At 49.1% G+C, this 23,640-nt stretch carries 23 protein-coding genes and 3 tRNA genes; 6 read left to right on the top strand and 20 right to left on the bottom strand.

Translation table 11 applies throughout. The features are described from left to right. The 3 genes from IKQ95_00530 to IKQ95_00520 all read right to left on the bottom strand — a co-directional run. The coding region (locus tag IKQ95_00530; protein MBR4195179.1) for a transposase at positions 1-1,131 on the bottom strand (1,131 nt) is incomplete at its 3' end. 36 nt (positions 1,132-1,167) lie between these two features. After that, positions 1,168-2,493, bottom strand: coding sequence for an MATE family efflux transporter (locus IKQ95_00525; protein ID MBR4195178.1), 1,326 nt, complete (start codon positions 2,491-2,493; stop codon positions 1,168-1,170). A gap of 12 nt (positions 2,494-2,505) precedes the next feature. Next, positions 2,506-3,957 (bottom strand): flippase, encoded by a 1,452-nt coding sequence (locus IKQ95_00520; protein MBR4195177.1) that lies wholly within the window; start codon positions 3,955-3,957, stop codon positions 2,506-2,508. 131 nt (positions 3,958-4,088) lie between these two features. Between IKQ95_00520 and clpB the strand changes: the two genes are divergently transcribed. Beyond that, positions 4,089-6,701 (top strand): ATP-dependent chaperone ClpB, encoded by a 2,613-nt coding sequence (gene clpB, locus IKQ95_00515; protein ID MBR4195176.1) that lies wholly within the window; start codon positions 4,089-4,091, stop codon positions 6,699-6,701. A gap of 58 nt (positions 6,702-6,759) precedes the next feature. Here the strand turns inward: clpB and IKQ95_00510 are convergent, their stop codons facing one another. The 4 genes from IKQ95_00510 to IKQ95_00495 form a co-directional block, all read right to left on the bottom strand. After that, the gene (locus IKQ95_00510) at positions 6,760-7,080 is read right to left on the bottom strand and encodes an SH3 domain-containing protein (protein ID MBR4195175.1); all 321 of its coding nucleotides are present in this window, start codon (positions 7,078-7,080) and stop codon (positions 6,760-6,762) included. After that, on the bottom strand, positions 7,077-7,907 hold the full coding sequence (locus tag IKQ95_00505; protein MBR4195174.1) for a hypothetical protein: 831 nt from the start codon (positions 7,905-7,907) through the stop codon (positions 7,077-7,079). Before IKQ95_00505 ends, IKQ95_00510 begins: the two co-directional genes overlap by 4 nt. A 99-nt stretch (positions 7,908-8,006) precedes the next feature. Beyond that, positions 8,007-8,082, bottom strand: a tRNA-Glu gene (locus IKQ95_00500). A 9-nt stretch (positions 8,083-8,091) separates the two neighbouring features. Next, positions 8,092-8,167 (bottom strand) — tRNA-Lys (locus tag IKQ95_00495). A 97-nt stretch (positions 8,168-8,264) separates the two neighbouring features. Here IKQ95_00495 and IKQ95_00490 point away from each other — a divergent pair. Both IKQ95_00490 and IKQ95_00485 read left to right on the top strand, forming a co-directional pair. Next, positions 8,265-9,323 carry an SEL1-like repeat protein gene (locus IKQ95_00490; GenBank protein ID MBR4195173.1) on the top strand — a complete coding sequence of 353 codons (1,059 nt, stop codon included), beginning with the start codon at positions 8,265-8,267 and terminating at the stop codon, positions 9,321-9,323. A 75-nt stretch (positions 9,324-9,398) separates the two neighbouring features. Next, positions 9,399-10,310 carry an ATP-binding protein gene (locus IKQ95_00485; protein ID MBR4195172.1) on the top strand — a complete coding sequence of 304 codons (912 nt, stop codon included), beginning with the start codon at positions 9,399-9,401 and terminating at the stop codon, positions 10,308-10,310. A gap of 51 nt (positions 10,311-10,361) precedes the next feature. On the opposite strand, the gene IKQ95_00480 is transcribed toward IKQ95_00485, so the two are convergent. From IKQ95_00480 to IKQ95_00460, 5 genes are all read right to left on the bottom strand, one after another. Continuing rightward, positions 10,362-11,021: a hypothetical protein gene (locus tag IKQ95_00480; GenBank protein MBR4195171.1), complete on the bottom strand. Its 660-nt coding sequence runs from the start codon at positions 11,019-11,021 to the stop codon at positions 10,362-10,364. 17 nt (positions 11,022-11,038) lie between these two features. After that, a complete protein-coding gene (locus IKQ95_00475) occupies positions 11,039-11,911 on the bottom strand; it encodes a DnaJ domain-containing protein (protein MBR4195170.1) in 873 nt (290 codons plus the stop codon). A 59-nt stretch (positions 11,912-11,970) separates the two neighbouring features. Continuing rightward, positions 11,971-12,336, bottom strand: coding sequence for a diacylglycerol kinase (locus IKQ95_00470; protein MBR4195169.1), 366 nt, complete (start codon positions 12,334-12,336; stop codon positions 11,971-11,973). After that, positions 12,323-14,035 (bottom strand): phosphoethanolamine transferase, encoded by a 1,713-nt coding sequence (locus IKQ95_00465; GenBank protein MBR4195168.1) that lies wholly within the window; start codon positions 14,033-14,035, stop codon positions 12,323-12,325. The genes IKQ95_00470 and IKQ95_00465 overlap by 14 nt, the downstream gene beginning before the upstream one ends. 65 nt (positions 14,036-14,100) lie before the next feature. After that, entirely contained in the window at positions 14,101-15,879 is a 1,779-nt protein-coding gene (locus IKQ95_00460) for a phosphoethanolamine transferase (GenBank protein MBR4195167.1), read from the bottom strand. Between the two features lie 114 nt (positions 15,880-15,993). On the opposite strand from IKQ95_00460, the gene IKQ95_00455 reads away from it, so the two are divergent. Next, positions 15,994-16,644, top strand: a complete 651-nt coding sequence (locus IKQ95_00455) for a DUF4230 domain-containing protein (protein ID MBR4195166.1) — start codon at positions 15,994-15,996, stop codon at positions 16,642-16,644. A 52-nt stretch (positions 16,645-16,696) separates the two neighbouring features. On the opposite strand, the gene rpsI is transcribed toward IKQ95_00455, so the two are convergent. The 8 genes from rpsI to udp all read right to left on the bottom strand — a co-directional run bounded on the left by rpsI (position 16,697) and on the right by udp (position 22,136). Then, entirely contained in the window at positions 16,697-17,092 is a 396-nt protein-coding gene (gene rpsI, locus IKQ95_00450) for a 30S ribosomal protein S9 (GenBank protein ID MBR4195165.1), read from the bottom strand. 19 nt (positions 17,093-17,111) lie between these two features. Then, a complete protein-coding gene (gene rplM, locus IKQ95_00445) occupies positions 17,112-17,543 on the bottom strand; it encodes a 50S ribosomal protein L13 (protein MBR4195164.1) in 432 nt (143 codons plus the stop codon). Positions 17,544-17,601: 58 nt separating this feature from the next. Next, positions 17,602-18,630, bottom strand: coding sequence for a nicotinate phosphoribosyltransferase (locus IKQ95_00440; protein MBR4195163.1), 1,029 nt, complete (start codon positions 18,628-18,630; stop codon positions 17,602-17,604). Between the two features lie 21 nt (positions 18,631-18,651). After that, positions 18,652-18,873, bottom strand: coding sequence for a preprotein translocase subunit SecG (secG, locus tag IKQ95_00435; protein MBR4195162.1), 222 nt, complete (start codon positions 18,871-18,873; stop codon positions 18,652-18,654). 136 nt (positions 18,874-19,009) lie between these two features. Then, positions 19,010-19,084 (bottom strand) — tRNA-Gly (locus IKQ95_00430). 91 nt (positions 19,085-19,175) lie between these two features. Then, complete coding sequence (locus tag IKQ95_00425; protein MBR4195161.1) at positions 19,176-20,327, bottom strand: hypothetical protein; 1,152 nt, start codon at positions 20,325-20,327, stop codon at positions 19,176-19,178. 231 nt (positions 20,328-20,558) lie between these two features. Then, positions 20,559-21,362 carry an Mrp/NBP35 family ATP-binding protein gene (locus tag IKQ95_00420; protein MBR4195160.1) on the bottom strand — a complete coding sequence of 268 codons (804 nt, stop codon included), beginning with the start codon at positions 21,360-21,362 and terminating at the stop codon, positions 20,559-20,561. A gap of 6 nt (positions 21,363-21,368) precedes the next feature. Beyond that, positions 21,369-22,136, bottom strand: a complete 768-nt coding sequence (gene udp, locus IKQ95_00415; GenBank protein MBR4195159.1) for a uridine phosphorylase — start codon at positions 22,134-22,136, stop codon at positions 21,369-21,371. Between the two features lie 179 nt (positions 22,137-22,315). Here udp and IKQ95_00410 point away from each other — a divergent pair, with 179 nt between their 5' ends. Together IKQ95_00410 and IKQ95_00405 are read left to right on the top strand one after the other, a co-directional pair. Further along, on the top strand, positions 22,316-22,714 hold the full coding sequence (locus IKQ95_00410) for an RNHCP domain-containing protein (protein ID MBR4195158.1): 399 nt from the start codon (positions 22,316-22,318) through the stop codon (positions 22,712-22,714). A 93-nt stretch (positions 22,715-22,807) separates the two neighbouring features. Next, complete coding sequence (locus IKQ95_00405; protein MBR4195157.1) at positions 22,808-23,515, top strand: sel1 repeat family protein; 708 nt, start codon at positions 22,808-22,810, stop codon at positions 23,513-23,515. Positions 23,516-23,640: the final 125 nt, after the last annotated feature.

Genomic DNA, 23,640 nt, shown 5'->3' with positions numbered 1-23,640 from the left:
GTCAATTACTAATCCGCATTCTGTACACTCATATACACGGTCTGACAGCTTCAAATCCTTCTTGATATGTCCACATCGGGAACACGTTTTACTGCTTGCATAAAATCTGTCTACTATTCGCAGTTGTATCCCATACTCACGACACTTACGTTCAAGCAATGCGCGGAAGTAATAAAACTCACATTCAGCTATTGCCCGTGATAAATGGCGGTTCTTCAGCATTCCTGATACGTTCAAGTCTTCTATCGTGATATATTCAGGCCGTCTGCTTACTATCTCATGTACAGTTTTGTTGATATAGTCATGACGTTTATTACTCAGTCTCATATACGCCCGCTGTACTTTCAGCCTTTGTTTGTCCAAGTTTGAACGTTTACACTTTTTACTCGCGGTTACCTCCTTTCGTTGTTTGAGTTTGTGTATCTTGCGCGAGAATTTCCGCTGCTCTCGCTTCAGCCTCTTGATTAATTTCCTTGCACGTTCGGACTTGTTGATATTCGGATAATTCCAGCCGTCCGAGATTACTGCAAAACTTTTCACGCCTAAGTCAATTCCTATGCTTTCGGATTGCTCCGCGCTTATATCTTTTACCGCACTTAACTCAAACAAGAATGACGCGAAATATCTTCCTGCCCGTTTCGTTATTGTTAGGCTTATCGCTTTAGCTTTACGCGGCACATAGCCGTATTCTTTGAGCCTTACCCACCCTAATGTCGGGATTTTCACTTTATGACGCTCTATCATTATGTCTTTAGGGTTATTGCTCGGAAGATACATGCCTGATGGCCGTCCGTTACGCCGCTTGAATTTCGGAAATCCTGCTTTGCCTTTAAGGTAATTCCTGTAGGCTGTATCCGCGTTCATTATGGATTTCTTCACTGCTTTCGATGATACTTCCCATATCCATAATTTGTCGGGATTACTCTTCCTGTACTCGTTGTTCAGCCATTTTGAGAAATCATACCCCGACATATATCCCTGAGAGTTACTGCGGTAATTATCGCGGTTTACGCCTATAAAAAGATTATAGACATATCTGCATACGCCCATAGTCCGCTCAATTATCTGTATCTGCTCGATTGTTGGCTTCAGTTCAATTTTATATACTTTATGCCGGGATATATTTTTCATAGCACTATTTTACACGCATTTGCACTTTATCGACATCTAGCTATTGCTCCTTTTCTGCCACGCGAAATAATACAGCGTCATACTAACCGCGCACAATATCCACCCCGCCGGATAGCCGAACCCTACAGCCCGGACATTATCCGCTATGATTCTCGTGATGACGTACAAATACACCTGCCGGAAAAATACATGTGTGCAAAGCGTGATTATCATCGGCATACGCGAATTTCCATCCCCCCGCAAATATCCCGATAATATCTGATTGAAGCAGCATATCACCGCAAACGGAGTACACAGCCTGATGAACATTGAGCCGTACTCTATGACTCCCGCGTCAGGGCTGAAGAATGACGACATCCCCGGCGCATTCACATACAGGAACAGCGCAACGAATGACGAAATCACTATCATCATTCCCAGTGCCGTCCACGTCCCCGAAACCGCCCGGCCATGTTTGCCCGCGCCCAAATTCTGACCCGTGAAGACCGTTACAGCCTGTCCCATGCTCTGAATCGGCAGCATCATGTACTGGTCTAACTTCACGTAAACACCCCAGCCCGCAATACATGCCGTGCCGAATACGTTGATGTAGCCCTGCACAAAGACATTCGAGAACGCAACGACAGCCATCTGAATCCCGAAAGGAAGACCGATACGCAGAATTTCTCCCGCCGTTTTTCGATCAAGCCTCCATTCCCGCGAGAGTCCCGCCGATTTCAGCACAGCGCGAATCACAAGGCACGCCGATAACGCCTGAGCCGTAATAGTAGCAATTGCGACTCCGGCGATGCCCATGCCTATTTTCACGAACGCAATATCAAGCGCGATATTTAGGACACTGCACACTATAAGGAAGAATAACGGCCTCCGAGTGTCGCCCATCGCCCTAAGAATCGCCCCGCCTATGTTGTAGAACAGCAAGCCCGAAATACCGCCGAAATATATTTTGAGATAAATATCCGCCTCGCCGATAACGTCAGAGGGAGTCGACATCCTTTCGAGGAAGAAGCGCGACAATGTTACGCCGACAAGAGTCAGAATCACGCACCCGATAAAAGTCAGGATTAACGCAGTCTTTACGGACTCGGATAATTTCTGACGGTCATTCGCGCCAAAAGCACGGCTGATTACGACTCCCGCTCCCGTTGCAGTCCCGTTGAAGAAACGCACAAGCATTCCGCAAATATGAGTCGTCGCACTCACGGCAGCAAGGGCTGACACTCCCACATAACGCCCGACTATAACAGCGTCCGCAGTGTAGTACAGAAGCTGCAATAAATTCTCAAGCAGTAACGGCCACGTGAAAACAAGAAGCGTTGTCCATATATGCCCGCTTGTCATGTTGAACTCGTAACGCCTCAACGCTTTTCCCCCTTAACGCCTGATTTTGTCCCGCAGGAATCTTAATACTGTCGCTGAATAATCCGTGAAAAATTTGTCCCTCATCGCAAAAAGAACCCCGAAATATATTCCTGCCCCCGTGAATATCATCGTGAATGTATTGACGGCTGACGGCTCAAGTTTCCCGCCCATGAAGATTAGCGCAGCGAGCATTATCCCCCCGGCCATGATGTAATTTTTCCCTGACGCTAATATTCCCGGAATGTTCAGCTCACGGCGTATCATGTACATTTCGATGACTGCGATTAGTCCCTCGGCCATCACTGACGCTATCATAGCCCCGTAAGATTTCAGCAGGCGAATCATGATTATGTTCATGACGAAATTCACCGCCGCCCCGGCAATCACCGCCCGCGTGTAGAGATTCTGACGGCCTGTAGGGATGAGGTACTGCGCCCCGGTCGCGTGATTGAAGCCGATCGCGATTAGCAGGAAGCTCGAAATTTTGAGGAGTCCCGCGACTTTTCCGAACCCAGGCCCGAAGAACCACGGCACGAAATTGTCCGATATTCCCGCAAGGCCAAAGCACAAAGGCACGGCCATGAACCACACAAAATTGTAGCTCCTGTACATGTATGCGCTGATTGCGTCCCGGTCATTTCTGCCGAACAAGTATCCTATTCTCGGAATCATGACTCCTCCGAGCGATATTATCAGGGGGAGTACTGCCCGCGAAATTTTCATTGACTGCTCATAATATCCGTTCTCGAATCCGCTCTCTGTGAAGAAACCCAGCATTGATTTGTCCAGCACTGTATATATTTGTATTGCTACCGTAGGCAGGAACAGGGACAGGGAAGTTTTTATGTTGCGGAACGGGTTTATACACCTGAAATCCGGCCTGCGAATATAAGCGGGAAGGTACGCCCACATCGCCAGCGTCCCGGCGAGGTTGAAGAATAATAATCCGAAAACGTAAAGCGGAAGGTCATCCCTTGTTTTGACGAACACGAAAATGAAGATTATCCCGGCGATCCTGATGACAAGATTCCTGAAGACTATTTTCCCGAACTCCTCAAGTGCTGAAAGAAACCATCCCACATTAAGCGCAAGCGTCAAAATATTTATGCAGTAAATCAGGAATATAACCCTGTAAGATTCCATGAATGAGAAAATGAAAAGAAGATATGCCGACATCGCAACAGCCGTATTTATCGCCCGCAGGAAAAATGTCTCCCAGAAAACCGCGCTCCTCATGGCCGGGTCATCACGGCAGTATGAAGTCTCGCGCTGACCGTAGGCTGCTGTTCCCATGTCCGCGAATATCACGAAATACTCCGCGACAGAGGCGACAAAGCTGGCCGTGCCGATTCCGTCAGCCTGCAACACTCGCGAAATATACGGGGCTGTGATTAGCGGCGTTAATACCGTCAGCACATTGTACGCGGCGTTGTAAAAATAATTCAGCTTGATACTTTTGCTCATCGGGATTTTTTCTCCTGAACGATAATTTTCTCTGAGGCTGTAATTATCCTATATTCATGAAAAAATTTCTTGCAATAAATTTATTGTCAGCTATAATTAGTCAGTCTTGGTTAAGGGAGTGTGATTAATATATGGACATTAACAGAATGACACGAAAAAGCCAGGAGGCAATCACCGCTTCACAGGCTATAGCGTCAGAATACAATCATCAGCAGGTTGACTGCGAACACTTATTGTGCGCCATGCTCAGAGATTCCGAGGGGCTTATACCGCAATTGCTCCGAAAAATGAATGTTGACCCCGCCGAAATCATGAAGGCCGCAGAAGATGAGCTGTCGAAACTTCCTCGCGTAACATTCTCAGGAACAGAGCAGGGGAAAATTTACATCACGCAGAGACTTGAACGACTTTTTTCACGCGCAGAGGAAAGAGCCAAAGCCCTGAAGGATGAATATATTTCCGTTGAACATTTATTCCTGGCCATGCTTGCGGAAGGGAATAACACACCGTGCGGGAGAATATTTGCCCGTTTCGGAATAACGGAAGAAAGATTCCTGAAGACGTTAAACGCCGTGAGAGGCTCACAGAGAGTCCAGAGCGCAGACCCTGAAGCAACATATGAGGCTCTCGAAAAGTACGGGCGTGATTTAGTCCAAGCCGCAAGGAACAACAAACTTGACCCCGTAATCGGACGCGATGACGAAATCCGCCGGGTTATACGCATTCTTTCACGAAAGACAAAGAACAATCCCGTGCTTATCGGCGACCCCGGAGTCGGTAAAACGGCAATCGTTGAAGGACTCGCGCAGAGAATCGTAAGGGGCGATGTTCCTGAAGGACTCAAGGAGCGTACAGTATTCGCGCTTGACATGGGATCGCTTGTAGCGGGGGCGAAATACCGCGGCGAGTTTGAAGAGAGACTGAAGGCCGTCCTGAACGAGGTCAAGAACAGCGACGGGAGAATAATACTGTTCATTGATGAGCTTCATACCATCGTGGGAGCGGGAGCCGCCGAGGGTGCTGTTGACGCTGGGAACATGCTGAAACCGATGTTAGCGCGGGGGGAATTGCACTGCATAGGAGCCACGACTACGGACGAATACCGCAAATACATCGAGAAAGACGCGGCATTAGCCCGGAGATTTCAGCCTGTTGACGTAGAGCAGCCATCAGTAGAGGATACTATATCAATCCTGCGCGGAATCCGGGAAAAATTGCAGGTACATCACGGTGTCGCAATCCGGGACAATGCGCTTGTAGCCGCGGCGGTTTTGTCGAACAGGTACATCACAAACAGATTCCTTCCCGACAAAGCAATAGATCTCGTTGACGAAGCCTGCGCGATGATTCGCACGGAGATTGACTCTCAGCCTTCGGAGCTTGACGCGGCCGCCCGGAAAGTTATGCAGCTCAAGATTGAGGAAGTATCACTGAAACATGAAGAGGACGATGCCAGCAAGGAACGTTTGAAGGTCTTGCAGAAAGAGTTACAGGAGGCCGAGTCGGAAGAAGAGACTCTCAGGACTCAATACGAGAACGAGAAAAAAGCAATTGCTGACATTCAGAGCTTCAGGCGGCAGATTGAGGAGACGAAAGCAAAAATTGACGAGGCACAGCGTAACGGCAACTGGGAATTAGTGTCGGAGTTGCAGAACGGAGAATTGCCGAGATTGCAGAGAGTCTTAGCGGGGCAGGAGGCAAAACGGGCGGACATCCTCAAAGGCTCGGACGACAACAAATTACTGCGCGTTGAAGTAACAGATGACGAAATCGCCGACATCGTAAGCCGCTGGACAGGAATCCCCGTAACACGCCTGCTTGAGGGCGAGCGCGAAAAGCTCCTGAAACTTGATGAGATTCTCCACAAAAGAGTCGTGGGACAGGATGAGGCCGTGAGCCTCGTTGCGGATGCTGTCCTCCGCGCAAGAAGCGGAATCAAAGACCCGAAACGCCCGATAGGATCATTCATATTCCTTGGGCCTACAGGAGTCGGAAAGACAGAATTAGCCCGGACGTTAGCGGAGGCATTGTTTGACTCTGAGGACAACATGATTCGAATCGACATGAGCGAGTATATGGAGAAGCATACAGTCTCGCGGCTTGTCGGTGCGCCTCCCGGCTATGTGGGATATGACGAGGGCGGGCAGCTCACCGAGGCAGTAAGGCGCAGGCCGTACAGCGTGATTCTTTTTGACGAAATCGAGAAGGCTCACCCGGATGTCTTCAACATTCTGTTGCAGGTTCTTGACGACGGCAGAATAACCGACTCGCACGGCCATGTTGTAGACTTCAAGAACACCGTCATAATCATGACAAGCAATATCGGCTCTCAGTCATTGATAGAGGGCATAAAGGACGGGGCAATCACTCCGGCGGCGCGGGCTGAGGTAATGCAGACACTGCGCGAAAATTTCCGGCCTGAGTTCCTGAACCGCGTTGACGATATTGTGATGTTCAAGCCGTTAAGCATGGCCGAGGTGAAAGAGATCGTGAAGATTCTTATTTCACGTTTGCAGGAAAGGCTCGCTGACAGACAGATAGAGCTGAATTTCTCGGACGAGGCATTAGAGCTTATCGCGGAGGCGGGGTATGATCCTGTGTACGGTGCGCGCCCGCTGAAACGCTACATCACCCACAGCGTAGAGACGAAATTAGCGCGGGCGATGATAGGCGGAGGCATTAAGGAGAAAACTACGGTAAACATAACCGCGAAATCCGGCAACCTCATTTTCTCGTTCATATAGACATTTCGACAAACTGAAGGGGGGCTTAACGGCCTCTCTTTTTTTGTGCTGACTAATGTTATTTACGGCTCAATCCCTCGTCAATCTGCTGACGGAATACTTTTGCCGCGTCAATCGGGACAATTTCAACGACTCTTTCGCTAATCCATCCTACTGTGCCGCGCATGTCATCCGCAAGGTAGAACTTAACGCCGCTGGTTGTGAGACGTTCGCCCAAATATCTCAGTGCCTGCCCCGCTTTTGTCGTCATTACGTTTGTTGACTCTGAGTCCGGCCTGGCTCTTACTGTCGCGCTTTCAGGGGTGTAAATGAATATCCCGCTCTCGTCATACTTGTAGCCCGCCCGCAGGAGTCTTCCGTCAACCCTTCCGCCTTTCACAAGCTGCTGAACGTAAGCGTCATTTTCCTCCCATGATTTTCGCTCAAGGTCAGATTTTGACGCGATGCCCTGCCCGTTCTGAGAAGCCCGGCAAGCTCATTCCTCGCCGTATAATTTCCTCCCTTGGCGGCTTTCACCGTGCTTAATATATTGCTCTCTACGGCTCTCGTGAACTTGCTGTAATTTACCGCGTCAGTGTTGATTGCCTCGGCTGTTCTCTGCGCTGTCCTCACGGTTGTGATGTTGTAGCCCTGAAGACCTCCCTGCATTTCGGGTATAAGCTGCCTGAACGTCATATTTGACACAGGGCGGGTGCTTCTCTTCTCAATCCATCCCATCATGCCTGTGTCTATAGTCCTGGCGAAAATCCAAGGCTCTCCCTTCATGGGTTTCCATTCGCCGAAATATATCAAGTAATCCGTGCCGACAGTGTTGAACCTGGCTATGCGCGTTGAGGCTTCAAGCAAAGGAAGTGAATACATGCTGACATTGCGCCCGGTCAGGTACATATAATTCGCGCCGCCCTCGTAAGTGTAGCTACCCCGCTCAAGAACATATGAAGGAAACTGCCCGGCCTTCTCAAGCCTGCGGATGTAATTCATGATTTCCGCGCTTGAATGCGTCTGAAGGTCAAGCTCCTGATACTGTGTCAGCTCATTATAGAGTCTCTGATTCGCGCTGGAGTCGCCCTTATTGGCCTGCTTTATGAGGCTGTGAATATTGCGCTCGATTACGTCCGGCGTACCCTCAAGAAACGCACAGGCCGGAATACATGACAGCAACAACAACGAAACAACAGCCGCCGACAATAATTTTCTGCACGACAATTTGCACCGCTCCTTAGTACGGATATGATTAGTACGGATAAATACTAAGGCCGATAATGTCAAAAAATATATTGCTCATAACAGACAGGGTGAGAAATTTGGCGGTCCCAGCGGGATTCGAACCCGCGTCGCAGCCTTGAAAGGGCTGTGTCCTGGGCCTCTGGACGATGGGACCCGTGAAAAGTGGTGAATCGCGGGGGACTTGAACCCCCGACACCCGGATTAAAAGTCCGGTGCTCTACCGACTGAGCTAGCGATTCGGGCAAAACAACGAGGGGTATTATATTATCACCGCCCGAAAAAAGCAAATCACGTGTTATCATTCTTTAACCGCAATATAAAAATACGGAGGCCATTATGACAGCTCTAATTGAGATCATCATTAAGGGTGTTAAAGATTTCAGCGGTCAAATTGTTGCTGCTGTTCTGCTTGCAATAGCGTTCGCTATATTTCCGAGCCTGAGAAAACTATTCAGGAAAAAGGACGAATCAGATGAGGAAGTTAAACAGAAACTTGAACAACTTCAAAGCGTCCTGAATCAGACATTGCAGAAAGATAATTCAGAAGAGGTGCTTCATAAACAGCTCGAAATTCTCCAGCAGGAAGAACAACAGCTCGCCAGCCTCAAAGAAACTCTCAAGCGTCATGATTCAGCGTTGCAGAATATTCATGCTCAGACGGAAGAAGAGAAAAAGCAGAAAGCCGATTTGCAGAAGCAGATTGAGGAACAGCAAAGAGAAGAAGAGCGGGTAAAGGCGGAAATTCAGCGCAAGCAGGAGAAATTGAGACAGGAAGAAGCCCGTAAAGCAGAGGAAGCCCGGCAAAAAGCAGAGTTAGAACGCCAGCGTCAGGAAAAACTCAGGGAAGAGCAACGGCTAAAAGTAGAGATTGAACGCAAGCAGAGAGAACTCAAAGAAGCTGAAGCCCGTAAAGCTGAAGAGGCACGGCAAAAAGCAGAGGCAAAAAAGCAGCTTGAGGAACAACGGCGTAAAGTTCAACAGAGCAATAGCCAACAACAAGAATCTCAGCCTGCAATAAAACTATATAAAAAGGGCAAAAAATTTTATGATACTCATAGTTATGGCGGGGCTTTCAATTATTTGTTCGCAGCCGCTGAACAAGAATACGCTCCTGCACAATACTTGCTGGGGTTGATGTACTACAAGGGCAGGGGTGTCAGACAGGATAAAACGAAAGCTGAAAAATTATATCGCAAAGCAGCTGAACAGGGAAACGCTGAAGCACAATACTTGCTGGGAAAGATGTACAGATATGGCTGGGGTGTCCCTATGGACTACTCGGAGGCAGTGAAGTGGTATAGCAAAGCCGCTGAACAGGGACATGCTGAGGCACAGAAGGCTTTGAAAGATAAGGCTCTGAAAGTATGGGATATTAGTACAGCGCAACAGCGATAACTACAGATTGCCGCAAAAATTTTCACGTGTAATATTCTCTCATCACACAAAAATATTCATCAGGAGGCATAACAAATGTACAGAAAAGCAGAAAGACGAAAAGCAAAACTCAGACTCGCCCTCACAGGCCCGGCAGGTTCGGGGAAAACTTACGGAGCATTACAGATAGCGCAGGGACTCGGCGGACGTATCGCCATGATCGACACCGAAAACGGAAGCGGCGATTTATACGCGGACATCTGCGACTATGACGTTCAGACCCTCACAGCACCTTACAGCATTCAGAAATACTTGGCGGCAATTCACGAGGCAGAGGAAGAAGGCTATGACGTTCTCATTATCGACTCTCTGTCTCACGCTTGGAGCGGCGAGGGCGGACTCCTCGATATGCACGACAAATTCACATCGCAAAGCAAGAGCGGAAATTCTTATACCGCATGGAGGCAGGTTACTCCGTGGCACAACAGGCTCATAGAAACTATGCTTAACTCAAAGTGCCACATTATAGCGACAATGAGAAGCAAGACCGATTACGCGCAAATGCAGAACGAAAAAGGACGCACTGAAATCCGCAAGGTCGGACTCGCCCCTGTCCAGCGCGACGGAATGGATTACGAGTTCACGATAGTTTTTGACTTGAGCATGGAGCATTCTGTTACAGTCAGCAAAGACAGAACGAGCTTGTTCGACAGGCAGGTTTTCACGATTACGCAGGAGACCGGGAAAACTCTCCGTAAATGGCTCGACACAGGCGCAGAAATTCCCCCGGACGCAAACGACATACGCAACACGATTAACAGGCTATACAGGGGCTACATGGACTTGTTCGGGCAGGACTCATCGGCGGCGCAGTCGGCAATGCAGAGAGTTACAGGGGGCAGAGCGTCAAAGGACTGGACGAATGACGACATGAAGAATCTTGCGGAGGATTTAGCGGTGAGAATGCAGAAGAAAGGAGTCATGGACGGCGCAGAAATTACAGCGTAAAGGGCAGGGGGACAGGGGGAAAGGCTTTCTCCGAGTCCCCTTTTTGCGACACTAATACGGATTGTTTTCGGCTTCTTTCCTGTAACGCCTGTATATTTCGCCGATTGTGTCGAGGGGGCTGCCTGTGCGGTCTTTCACTCCCCTGTCGCGGCTTGCGTTCTCCGGGCTGACTATCGCGGAGTCATGGCCGGCCTTCATTCGCAAAAGGACGTAACAAAATTCCGGGTCTGAGTCGGTGTCGTAAGTCGTATCCTTCTGCATTATTTCGAGGTAGAAATTCTGCGGACTCGGCGTTAAGTTTACTGTTACGGGAAATTTCCGGCTGTCCTCGTCTGAGTTGACCTCAATCAATTCCCCGCCCGCGTCAAAAATCCTCACCGAGTACACATCATCCCCGCCCCAGTCAGCAATAGTAACAGTGTTGCCCCTCGCTGTGATTTCGACAGGCTCATCCGGGTTAAGCAGACTGTTGACTCTTGTCGGGACGTTCCCGCGTGCAACTGGCAGAGTTGAGCGCAAATGCCCGGTTATTGTGATGTCAGGGATTGGCGAGCCGTCAAGATTCTGCCCGGCGTTTTCGCTGACATAGACATAATCATTTCCGCCCGAAATATTTTCAGCGTTCCCGATTACGACATAGGGCGGTGTAACGTCAGCAGAAGAAATCCCCGCAAACATCAAAACGGCCATGACGCATAAAATTTTCCTCATCTCAAAAATCCTCCCCGCTATAATAATTTCCTCGCCCAGGCACGAACAGCCGCGGCGGGATGGTTCTCCAATTCCTGAAGGCGTTTCCTGTGTTTTTGGGCTGACTTTGGGAAATTCGTCCTCATTGCGCCCAGTAACGGCACAAGTATACGCATGTCATCAGAGGCAAGAAGAGTCCGTATAATTCCGTCATTCATGGATTTTCCCGCAGGCCATCGGCGCAGTATCACCGAAATATTTTCCGGCTCTGCGTGAAGCAACATGCTTTCCATTGAGTCCGGGTCATTCCCTATAAGGCTGATGATTAGTCCTGCGGGGAAATTTGCGGCATTCCCAGATGTGTCGAGGGCTATAGTCCGGCGCGTCTTGTCGTCAAAAGGAAGGGAGGCGGCAATCTCTGCGGTTGACGGGTCAATTTCGGGACGCTTCAGAATCTCGGTCAGTGCTTTTCGGAACTCTACACGATTGGCGAAAGGTGCGGAATGTTTCAGGGCGGCATTGATGACTCCGGGCTTGCCGGACTTCATTCGGAGGATTAGTGCCTTCATGCCGGAGTCATCGCCTGATTTCCTGCTGGCGCAATATTCCCGTAAATCGGTCTCGTATTTCGTGAGTATGCTGTCAATTTTTGCTGACCGCGCTAATCTTTCGGCTTCCTCGCGGCGTTTAATCTCGGCTTTTCGGACTCGCTCTTTCTCTTTCTCCGGGAGAGTTTCAGCGAGGGACTCAAGCTCATCGGGCGCAAGAGTCTTCAGCAGGGTATAAGCTCCCGTAACCTGCTGAAAACGCGTGTTATCCTTCTGCCCTGTAACATCGGGGTGAAGCTCGCGGGCTAATTTCCTGAACGCCGAATGAATGTCATCAGCTGTTGCGCCGGGAGACAGTCCCAAAATTTTGAGGCTTGATATGATTTCCGCGCTGTCTATGAGGATTCCTCCCTGTGAGAATTTCAGCCTATATTATCACAGATGAGTACCGCCCATAATATTACGTTGAAGAATATCATTATCCCGACTGAAAGCGAGAGCATATCTTTTCCCGCTTTTATTTCCGGCCTGAAATTTTCGTCGATTAGGTCAAACGCTTTTTCCACTGCGCTGTTCACAAGCTCAAAGCACATCACCATAAGCCACGCGCCTATGAGAAGCACTGCCCTAAAAGCCGGGACATCAAGCCACAGAATCACACCGCAGAGAAGTGCCAGAGTTCCTGCCTCCTGCCTGAAAGCCTGCTCATGTCTTAGGGCGTGAATTAGTCCGTCAAGCGAATACTGCGAGGCATGGTAAAGCCGCGAGAATATATTACTGTATTTCATGGAGTCCAGTTTCCTTGTCATAGAGTTTCCCGGATGATATTCGGATTCGGGACGAGTCGAATTTGGGATTGATTACACTTTTCGCCGGGTCATATTCCGGGGTCTCGATGCCCGTAATATCAAGCAGGGTATGAATCATATCATCGGTCATGTAGGGGCGGTTGACGCTAGAGGCTATGCGGGCTTCAAGTTCCGGGTATGCCTGTCGGAACTTGGGAGATGTCCATATCACGAACGGTATCTCGATAATGTTGCGGTACGGCTTCTCCCCTCCGTGCGTCATGAAATCAACGCTGTCGAAAACTTCATCACCGTGATCCGATATGTATATCACTACAGCGTTCTTGCCCTCAAATCGGCGTATTATCTCGTCAACGATAAAATCATTGTAGAGCATTGCATTGTCGTATTCTGCGCGGATTTGCTGCTGTCTGTCCGTAATCCCCTCATAGCCTCCTGTCATATCTGAGGCCGTGAATTTCGCATATTCCGGCGGATGTCTCCTGCTGTAATCGCTGTGTCCTCCCATAAGCTGAATGACACAGAAATTTTTCTCCGCGCTTTTCTTCAGGAAATCATCCAGAAGAGGCAGAAGCTCCCCGTCATAAGTCTTTTTGCGCTTCCAGTTAAATATCGTTTCTACATAGCCGACATAATCACACGCACTCTCATACACTGTTCCGGGATAATAGTATACGTTCCGTTCCTGGTTAGACAGCCACGCGGTATGAACGCCCGCCGCTTTCAGAATGCTGAATATATTTGTGTACGTGAACCATTTTTCTGTCCCGCCATAACGGTAAAAGTTAAAGAGTTTCTGAAGGACGATTATTGTATACGAATGAGGTGCTACGACATCGGTGAAGACATGAAGCCCGCCTTCCTGTTTGCGCCTGACAAGGTTCGGCGTTGTGGGAAGATTGTAGCCGTAAAGCGACATGTGATTTCTTGTAGTCGCCTCGCCGAGTATGAACACCGTGTAGGGGATTGAGGAGTCGTTGCGGGTCAGTGTGATCTCTTTGGGCTTTCTGTCAAGAATAGCGCGGTATTCGTGCCACTCAGCGCGGACGGTCTGAATCATTGAGGCCATGCGGTAAATGCTGAGGTAATTTGCATTGTGCGATGTGAGGTAAAACTCTTTGAATATCGCCGGGAACATTATTACTTCCTGAAACGTGGTTACAATCATTATGGCGGTGAAAAGCAGTACGGCTTTCCGCAGGCGGTACATTATGAGGATTACCACGACAGCTCCGGCCATGAAGAGAATGAATACCCAGTCGGCTATGAATGTCTCCGCGAACTCAAAGCCCTCATTGAAAGTAGTAACAAGAAGTATATCGAGCATCTGCGCGTCAAAGAGGCTACGCCAGTAATACAGAGTTACCATATCCGCAGCGATCATAATAATCCCCGCGCCTATGATGACGGCTTTAACAGCACTGTGAATCCACCTGAAATTCCACAAAAGGACATAAAGCACAAGGTCTACAGAAATTATTACAACGCGGAGTATCCTGATTCCGTCAATAATGAGCCGGAAAATCTGTTCTGAGTCAACAAGAGCTACTATGGGATTGACCATTATCCGCGAAATATAGGTGAGTCCGAGCATAAACATCCAGAAGATAAACGGCGACTCACGTTCCGTCCAGTCTAGAACGGAGGAGACAAAGCAGTGGTGTGGTGTAGTGTGCATTACTACAGCCTTCTTTCGTGGGTGTCAAGTAATTCTGAGATAATATCACAATTTTGCTGAACATGTTACTCTATGACCATTCCGCCGGGGTTTGCATCGTTCGCGAAATGTATTCCGGGAACATGATGAAGCCCTTTGTCCTTGTCGTAAAGCATTCCGGCATATATGCGTTGTCTTGAGGAGTCGAAATTGGGATTGATTACGCTTTTTGCGGGGTCATATTCGGCTGTCTCGATTCCCATGAGGTCAAGCAGTGTGTGAATCATGTCATCAGTCATATAGGGGCGGTTGACGCTGGCGGCGATTCTTGCTTCAAGCTCCGGATATGCTTGGCGGAATTTCAGCGATGTCCATATCACGAACGGTATCTCGATAATGTTGCGGTACGGCTCTTCCCCTCCGTGCGACATGAAATTGTACTCGTCGAAAACTTCCTGCCCGTGATCCGAAAGATATATCACGACGGCGTTCTTGTCCTCAAATCGGCGTATTATCTCGTCAACGATAAAATCATTGTAGAGCATTGCATTGTCGTATTCTGCGCGGATTTGCTGCTGTCTGTCCGTAATTCCGTCCCAGCCTCCTGTCATATCTGAGGCCGTGAATTTCGCGTATTCCGGCGGGTATCTCTTGCTGTAATCGCTGTGCGTTCCTATAAGGTGAAGGACGCAGAAATTTTTCTCCGCGCTTTTCTCTATGACATCATCAAGAAGAGGCAGAAGCTCCCCGTCATAAGACCTCACAAAATACCAGTCATACCTCGTATCAACATAGGCCACAAAATCACACGCATTTGAATACAATGTTCCCGGATAATAGAATGTGTTGCGCTCCTGGTTGGACAGCCACGCGGTATGAACGCCCGCCGCTTTCAGAATGCTGAATATATTTGTGTACGTGAACCATTTTCCCGTCCCGCCGTAACGGTAGAAGTTAAATAGCTTCTCAAGCACTATGACTGTATATGAGTGCGGAGCTATCACATCGGTGAAGACATGAAGCCCGCCTTCCTGTTTTCGCCTGTCAAGTCTCGGTGTTGTCGGGAGATGATAGCCGTAAAGCGACATGTGATTCCTTGCTGTAGCCTCGCCGAGTATGAACACCGTGTAGGGGATTGAAGAGTCGTTGCGGGTCAGTGTGATCTCTTTGGGCTTCCCGTCAAGAATGGCGCGGTATTCGAGCCTTTCAGCGCGGACAGTCTGAATCATTGAGGCCATGCGGTATATGCTGAGGTAATTTGCGTTGCGCGGTGTGAGGTAGAACGCATTGAATATCGCCGGGAACATTATTACTTCCTGAAACGCGGTTACAATCATTATGGCAGTGAAAAGCAGCACGGCTTTCCGCAAGCGGTACATTATGAGGATTGCCGCAACAGTTCCGATTATGAAGAGAATAAAGCCTCCGTCAGTGATGTATGTCCTGAAAAATTCGAAGCTCTCGTTTACCCTGGCCGAAAGAACGATGTCAAGTATTTTCGTGTCGAACGGCCTGTGCCAGTACCAGAGCATGAACAAGTCCGCGGCAGTCATAATAATTCCAGCGGCGATTATGACTGCTTTCACTATCCTGTGAACAAGCCTGAACTTGTGCAGAAGAACATGAAGAATAATGTCAGCAAGAACTATGACAACACAGAGTATCCTTAGTCCGTCAACAATAAGCCGGAAAATTTCCTCAGAGTCAACAAGTGCTGTTATGGGATTGGCCATTATCCGGGAAAGATAGGTGAGTCCAAGCGCGAACATCCAGAAGATAAAACGCCTGTGGCTGTCAAACTCCGGCGTGTCGAAATATCCTGACTGCCACAATAACATGCGCCAAATGCTTTGTTTCTTTTCCATTGGAACCTCCTGCGGTTATGTCGATGTAAGGGAAAGTGTAATATTTTTCTGGAAGATTGCAATCGGCCATGCTATTATCTGACAAACATTCAGCTTCAGGGAGGCGTATAAATTTTGACGGCGGCAATAGCATTGGTGTTAGTCTTGGCTGTGTCAATCACAGTGAATGTAATGCTCGTAATGCGGAAGAAAGTCGACAAAAACCGCTCTGTGAGGACGGCTATAATGTCGGGTATTGAGAATGTCAGCGAGCTTGCCACAGTTCGCGAAAAATTCCAGTCCATAGTGTCATTCTCTGACGGCGTGAAAATTCCCGGCCTCAACATGAATTTTCCCGGCACTAACCGAAAATTTATGCTGAAATATTACGGGACAATAGTATGCGGGTGCGACCTGTCAAAAGCGAAAGTGTCAGAGAGATTCGACACAAACAAAGTAAGAATCACCCTGCCTCACAGCGAGGTGCTTGACGTATACGCGGATGTTCACAGCTTTGAAGTGTTCGATCAGAGAGCCGGAATATTCACGAGCGTGAAACTTGAGGATCAGAACAGGGAAGTAAACGCGGATCTTGAGAAAGTGAAAGTTCATGAGCTTGAGAAAGGAATCCTTGCCCACTCTGACGAAAACGTGAGGAAAATATTAACGTCAGTAGTTGCCTCAACAGGAATGCAGGCGGAAATAGTTTTCACGGAGAAGGAAAAAGGCGCGGGCGAACTCGGAGCGGGTACAGTCTTGCAGCTTGAGGAGTCAATATCAGAGTAAGCACACAAAAAAAATCCCCGCGGCCATGAAAACCGGGGGGAATAATTTTCTCTTAACGCTTCGAGTACTGTCTCTTTCCTCTTGCACCCTTCTGGCCGAACTTCTTGCGCTCAACCATTCGCGGGTCTCTTGTGAGGAGTCCTTCTTTCTTGAGTGCCGGACGGAAATCGGGATTGAGCTTGATTAACGCCCTCGCGATCCCCAGTTTCACCGCTCCTGCCTGGCCTGTGAGTCCTCCGCCTGAGGCGTTCACGAAAACGTCAACACGTCCCTCAACGCCTGCTGTCTTCAGCGACTGGTAAACCTGAGTCTGCCACACCAAGCGCGGGAAATACTCTTCAACCTCGCGCCCGTTTATCTTGATTTCGCCTGTTCCTGTGCAGATTCTCACGCGGGCTAACGCGTTCTTTCTGCGGCCTGTTCCCCATATGTATTTGTCTTCTGCCATAGTCAATTATTCCTCCTGTCTAAATCTCAAGCGTTACGGGATTCTGCGCCGAGTGCGGATGCTCTGAGCCTGCGTAAACTTTGAGCTTGCTGTCATATTTCAGCCTGTTTCGCGGGAGCATTCCTTTCACGACGTGGCGGAATAATTCTGCGGGCTTGGCCTTCACGAGGTCTCCCCATGTCCGCGACTTGTAGCCGCCGGGATGGCCTGAATGATAGTGCCATGTTGACTGGGAAGCCTTGTTCCCTGTGAGCTTGACTTTCGCCGCGTTGATGACGATTACGTAGTCGCCTGTGTCAACGTGCGGGGTATATGTGGGCTTGTTCTTGCCTGTAAGTATGCGCGAGATTACAGCCGCAAGCCGTCCTATTGACCTGTCAGCCGCGTCAATTACGTACCATTTTCTTTCAACCTGGCCGGGTTTGGCCAAGTATGAACTGCTGCCTGTCATGATGTAATTTTCCTTCCTGAGATTTTCTTTGCGGACGGGGGCTTGCCCGCATGAACATTTATTTTACCCTAATCAGCCGTTTGTTTTCAAGAATGCCGGGGAGTCTTCCTCTTTTTGCGACTGCTTTCCCGTCAACAACTTTCAGATCCATCGTCATATCCATTGGGACGGCGTGAGCGATATAGCTTCCGACTCCGAAAATGTCAGCTCCTGCCTCGGCTAACAGTTTTATGCGTTCGGGATTGAGTCCGCCTGAGACTACTATCTTGACTTTGCTGAAGCCCTCATGATTCAGCCTGTAGCGCATTTCCCGCACAAGCTCCGCCGTGACTCCGCCTCTTTCGCCGGGAGTGTCGAGCCTCACCGCGCCGAGTCTGTCGCCCATAGCATGAGCAAGCCTCAGAGCCTCTTCGCATTCGTCGTGAAAAGTGTCAACAAGAAACGTACGGCCTACTTCCGGGGGCATTACAGCGTCGTAAGCCTCAGCAAGTTTCAGAGTGTCGCCCATAATCAGCACTGCGGCATGAGGAACAGTCCCGGAAGGCTCGCGCCCGCAGAGTTTCGCGCCGAGTATACAGCTTGCGGCGGAGCATCCCCCGAACTGAACCGCAACCGACTCCATCACAGGAGCTATTGCCGGGTGAATATGACGCGCACCGAACACAAGAACGGGCTTTCCTCCGGCGGCCTCGACACATTCACGGGCGGCAGTCGCCCAGGCTGATGAGCTTGCAAGGAGTCCGAGTAAATTTGTCTCGTGGTAGCCGAATGCCCCGTAAGGCCCGATGATTCTCATCACGACTTCTTTCGGGGTAAAGTACTCGCCTTCCTTCATGGCCTCGACTGTTACGGGCGAGGCTTTCAGCAGCTCTAGCACTTCACCGAGTCCCGCAAACATTCCTGTTGTACGGGCAAAAATTTCGGCTGTAACTACTGTGTCAAGTTTGCTGACGGACGACAATACGTCGCGTGTGTTGATGAAGTAAATATCTGTCGTTGCGCCTGATTTGATTTCGTCATGGGAGGCACTGCGGAGTCTTTCGGGATTTACCTTCAGGGCTGTAACATCTCTGAGGGAATTTAGCACTGTATATTTCTCCTTTGCGTATTAGTTTATGAATACGATGAAGAATGACGTGAGCATGAAGACTACCGCGAGGATGATGGTTAATTTCGTCAGTCCGGTGAATCTCTGCCACTGCCCTGTGTCAGCCTGAGTGCCTCCGCCGAAAACGCCTGAGAAACCGCCCTGCTTGCGCTGCTGAATGAGGACGGCGAAAATCATCATGACCGACACGACAATATGAATCAATGCCAATAATGTACGCATAAAAATATCTTCCTCCTGTTTGTTTCTGCTGGGTTAAAACGGGGTAAAGTATATAACAATGACTGCGGAAAATACAAACGGTAAGCGACAAAAAAGACTCCGTGAAAATCACAGAGCCTTGTTGATTTCGCGATATTGGAGCGGATGACGGGATTCGAACCCGCAACATTCAGCTTGGGAAGCTGACGCTCTACCGTTGAACTACATCCGCAAGGATTTAACGCGAGAAATTTTAGCGCATGATTGATTTTTCCGCAAGCCTTCAGAGCATTTCCCAGACGCGAATCATGAAGGATAAATGCTTACGGCTTAACGGGGGGATCGCCCTTCAGCTTTTTCTTCACAGCGTCATAGAATCTATCCCCTGTTATTTTGCGGACGAAAATTTTCACTGCGCGGACTAATTTTGCAGACAGGAAATACATCCATGCGGTGAAGTACGACGGCATTTTTAGACCATGCGCAACGCAGAATTTATAGTTGTCTGTACTGAAGCCGTCTCTGCCATTATTGAAAACGACATCAAATTTATATTTGCGGGCGAGTTTTCTGTATTTGCCGACATCGAAGACTCTGCTAAAATTCTTCAGTTTTCCGAGAGCCTCCAGAGGGAGAAGCGTCCTCAGACATTTTACGCACTCCGAGCAGTTGTCAGCGTGGGCTTCCCTTCCCTTGAAAGATTTCATGGCGCACGGCGTAAGATATTTCTGCGCGATCTCCCAGTCAGCCAGCTTCTCCACCTTCTGGCTTCTCTCGTACTGGCAGCCGTCTATCACAAGATTTATTTTCTCTGTCTGTATCAGCGGAACAGAATATGACTCTGAATACTCAGAAAAATCCTTGCCCTTGAAATGGTATCCGAATATGAGTATCTGCTCATAGCTGAGAGCATTTGAAATGTAATATTTCTTCACCGCCCGCTGAAGTCCTAAAGCGCATGAGTAATTCGCAAGATAGCCCATTTTACCCACAACGCCGTAATATATCTCGTAGATGAAAGCATGAAAGTTAGTCCTCACCAGATAAAGCGGCAGTCCCAGCTCATCAGCGGCTTTCTTGTTCGTGCTGTAGTGTTCCATGCAGAGCCTGATGGATTCTTCCTCGTGAACATCGCCGTGCCAGCCCGTATCCAAGAAGAACAGCGCGTTAATCCTGTAATCGGGGTCATCTTCCTTCACGTACCTGTCATATACTGTAGACAGGGAGTCAACCCCGCACGAGAAGCCAGTGCCTATGACTGAGGGATTCCCGTCAGCTATCTTGAAGCCGTCAACAGAAACATTGACGCGGGACAAGTCCGGGCTGAATCCGCAAAGTATGTACTGGAAGTAATCCACAACGTTCTTATAGAGCTTCTTGGACACAGAACCGTGAATGTGAAGATCTTGCTTGTAGTACATCGCAATGTAAAGGGGGATTAACACGAATGCGTCATACACATCATCCGAGAGCATGTCAGCGTGTTCATCTTCGACGCTAAGCCATATTACTGGCTCAAAATTAGGTAATACCCCCCCCCCCTGAGTACGTAAAATCTGCAACCAGCTTTGTCCAGCCACCCACAGATTCTTTCCTGAGATTGCTTATGTGAATCACAGCAATTTATCTCCTTTCTAGGGAATTTGCAGTATTTTATCACACATAAAAATACCCCGCGCCTAAGCACAGGGCATCTTGTCAGCGGGCTAAATCTTCTCCAGTGAGTCCGCGACATTCGCAAGATATTTCCCCGCGTCAGACTCTTCAATTCTCCCGGAGTCACAAAGCCCGGCTAATTCCGGCATTATGGGAATCTCCGACATCACATCAAGCCCCGACTCATTCCTCCCGAAAATGTAGTGCTTCTTCCCGCAGTCAGGACACTCAAAATACGCCATGTTCGACACGATTCCCAGCACAGGAATATTCATTATCCCGGCCATGTTCACGGCTTTCTTGACGATCATGCTGACGAGTTCCTGCGGAGTCGTTACGATGATTATCCCCTTCAGCGGCAACGACTGGTACACCGTCAAAGGAACATCGCCGGTTCCGGGGGGCATGTCGGCGAACATGAAATCGACTTTTCCCCATTCGACTTCCTCCCAGAACTGCTGAAGCACTCCGCCCAGCACAGGCCCGCGCCAAACTACCGGCTGAGTCTCATCAGGCAGGCACAAATTCATGGAGATGATTTTCGTCCCGTTCTTGCTCACCGCAGGCTGAATATAATGCCCGTCCGACAATACAGCACCGTGAATCCCGAACATTTTCGGCACTGAAGGCCCGGTAATATCCGCGTCAAGTATTGCTGTCTTGTAGCCCCGGCGATTCATTTCGCACGCAAGCAAGCCCGTAACGAGAGATTTCCCGACTCCGCCTTTCCCGCTTACGACTCCGATTACGTTCTTGATACTGCTTACAGGGTTGTTCGCGAACATGAGCGACTCGGTTGTGCGTTCTCCGCATGATGAGCCGCAATGCTCGCAGTCATGATTGCAGTTTGCCATGTTGATTTACTCCTCCTCTTTGTGCTGACGCTCATATTCTATCAGGGATTCGATTGCTTTGACGGCTACGCGTATTCCGCGCTCGGTGTCGAAATTGTCCGGGTCAATAAGCCCGGCTGACTCGCGCTCCTGATTCCATATGACATTGAGGACGCTCCCGCACTTTACGCCCAATGCTGACGCTACGACAAAGAGAGTCGATGACTCCATCTCGCTGGCGAGGACTCCGAGTCTCTTCCATGCTTCCCACTTGCTGAGAAGCTCATAGCTTACGGGCATTCTTTTGGGCGAGTGCTGGCCGTAGAATGAGTCTTTTGACTGAACGACTCCCGTGTGCCATCTTTCGCCGAGACTTTTCGCCGCGTCAACAAGAGCCGCCGTAACCCCGAAATCAGCGACCGCAGGAAACTCTATCGGGGCATATTCGCGACCTGTTCCGTCAGAACGTATTGCCCCCGTAGCAATGACAATATCCGAGCTTCTCACCTTCATATTTATCCCGCCGCATGTGCCAACACGAATGAATGTCTTTACGCCGACTGCTGTCAGTTCCTCCATCGCTATAGCCGCTGAAGGCCCGCCGATTCCCGTTGATGTTGTGAGGACTCTCTCGCCTCTGAGAGTCCCTGCCCACGTCATGAACTCGCGGTTGTCTGCTACAAATTCGGGATTATCGAAATGCCGGGCGATCTTCTCACAGCGTTTAGGGTCTCCGGGAAGTATGCAGTATTTTGCTGACTGTGACTCGTCAAGCTCAATATGATATTGTTTCATGAATAAATCCTCCTTGTGAATGATAAAATGATACACGAAAATTATTGATGGAGGAAATTTTATGTTCAGCAAAATATTAATGGATACTGTTTCAGATTGGGAGGTCTGGAACAGGTAACGCAAAAAATTTCCCGGCCTCCAAGAAGCGAATCACAAAAAAATTCAGGAGGTCTTACAGTATGAACAGAGAGAACAAGCGCAGGAGTCTCGACAAAAATTATTACAGGACTCATCCCTGCGAGGAAGGTTTTACGTGCAAAGTTTGCGGCTGGAAAGTTAATCCCCCGCTTTATGGCGAACGTCATCGGAATCACTGCCCTAACTGCCTTGCGAGTCTCCATCTCGACAATGAGCCGGGCGACAGGGAATCAGGCTGCGGGGGAATAATGGACGCTATTGGCGTTTGGGTCAGGAACAACGGAGAATGGGCAGTCATTCACAGGTGCAGGCGGTGCGGTCATCTCAGCTCGAATCACATTGCCCCCGATGACAATCCGCTGAAATTAATATCAGTCGCGGTGAAGCCGATAGCATTTCCGCCGTTCCCGATTGAACGCATTGAGGAAATGGCAAAGTAAGCAGAAATTTTCCGGGATATTAAGTTGTCTCGGATTTTTTTTTCACGGAGTATAATTTTCACGCACAAAATTTTTCAAAAGGAGTAATGTTTCATGAAAAAATTTCTTGCTGTGTTATGTCTTTTGCTTATGGCACTTCCTGTTTACGCTGAGGAAGATTTGAACATGGACGCGATTCAGGAGGGAATCGAGAAGGGCGACCCTGAAGCAATTAACGCGCTTGGAGTTGTCTACTACGAAGGCACCAACGGAATGAAGAAGGATTACGCGAAGGCACTAGAGCTTTTCACAAAGGCCGCCGACGCAGGAGACGCAACCGCGCTGACAAACATCGGGCGCATGTACTACTTAGGCAGGGGAGTCAGGAAGGACTCAAAGAAAGCCGCAGAATATTTCACGAAGGCCGCCGAAAAAGGAGAGCTTGAAGCAATATACAACATCGCATTGATGTACGACAACGGCGAGGGAGGCTACAAGCAGGACAAGAAGAAAGCCGCCGAACTTTACAGGCAGGCATCAGAGGCGGGATATATGGAGGCACAAAGCAATCTTGCCTCAATGTATTACACCGGCGAGGGAGTCCCGCAGGACAAAGAGCAGGCGTTCTTCTGGTACAGCAAAGCGGCTGAACAGGGCGAGGCAAAATCACAGTACAACGTAGCAATCATGTACGCTAAAGGCGAGGGTGTGAAACAGGATGACGCATTAGCGCGTGAATGGATGAAGAAGGCCGCCGATCAGGGCTACGAGGACGCAATCAACGAGCTGAAAAAAGCCGGGGAGTCAGAGACTGTACAATGAACTGTGTAAGAGGAAAATACACAGGAGGTAAGCATAATGGAAGAAGCTAGACAGGAAAAACTCAAGATTAGCAACGACTTGCTCGATGCCATGCTCGTAGGCGTCAAAACTCAGGACGATTTATG

The organism is Synergistaceae bacterium, assembly GCA_017540085.1.
GTDB lineage: Bacteria > Synergistota > Synergistia > Synergistales > Aminobacteriaceae > JAFUXM01.
This window is presented reverse-complemented; position numbering and strand designations above follow the sequence as displayed.